This is a genomic window from Peribacillus sp. P4_C12, from assembly GCF_056402095.1.
This window is the reverse complement of record NZ_JBFUIB010001077.1, coordinates 1-727: the sequence shown is the minus strand read 5'-3', so window position 1 is coordinate 727 and position 727 is coordinate 1. Positions and strand designations below refer to the sequence as shown.

Sequence of the window (727 nt, the reverse complement as noted above, 5' to 3'; positions counted from 1 at the left end):
AGGATGATCCAACGAGCCCTCTTTCCTCAGATCCGAACGTGAGGAAGCGAATTTCAGTGTCAATTGGCGTTTTGGCCAGGATCCTTGCCAGTTCCAGCACAGCTGATACACCCGAAGCATCATCGTTTGCACCAGGGCCGCCCGGGACAGAATCATGATGGGCTCCAACAGTCACGATTTGACCATTATCCTTATTGGCTTTTGGTTTTAGGGAAGCGATGACATTGTAGGATGTTTTTTCGATTCTTTCARCTTTGCCCACTTCTAGAGTGGACGTGATTTGTTTAGTTTTAAGCTGTTCGACCAACTCTAACCCTTGGGCTTGGGTAATGGCTACAGCAGGTATATTTTGCCCCGCTGATACTTGTCCGAAATTATTTCCTGATGGTGAGTTGTTGTACATTAAAACGCCAACCGCTCCTTTACTTAGGACATTCTGAACCTTTTCAACAAAGGTAATGTCCCCACGTTCAACTAGTGCAATTTTCCCAGATACATTTTCTCCARCTTCCTCTGGCTTTGCTTTTCCAACATTAACAAGTTCGGCCGTTACCTTCCCGCTGATACTGCCGCTAATGGCACGCGGTGTTCCTCCTAAATCACTGTCACCAATTTTCACTTTTACATTTTGCACCGTATCATAGATGGGAAAAGGCTGAACCTTTGTTTCAAAACCAAGACTCTTAAACTGACTTTCTATGTATTTGACTGCACGGAGCTCCCCTTC

At 45.2% G+C, this 727-nt stretch carries 1 protein-coding gene; it reads right to left on the bottom strand.

Features of this window, described 5'->3' with window-relative positions; all coding sequences use genetic code 11:
* On the bottom strand, positions 1–727 hold a 727-nt coding region (locus AC1DUW_RS31420; protein ID WP_477644522.1), incomplete at both ends, for a M28 family peptidase.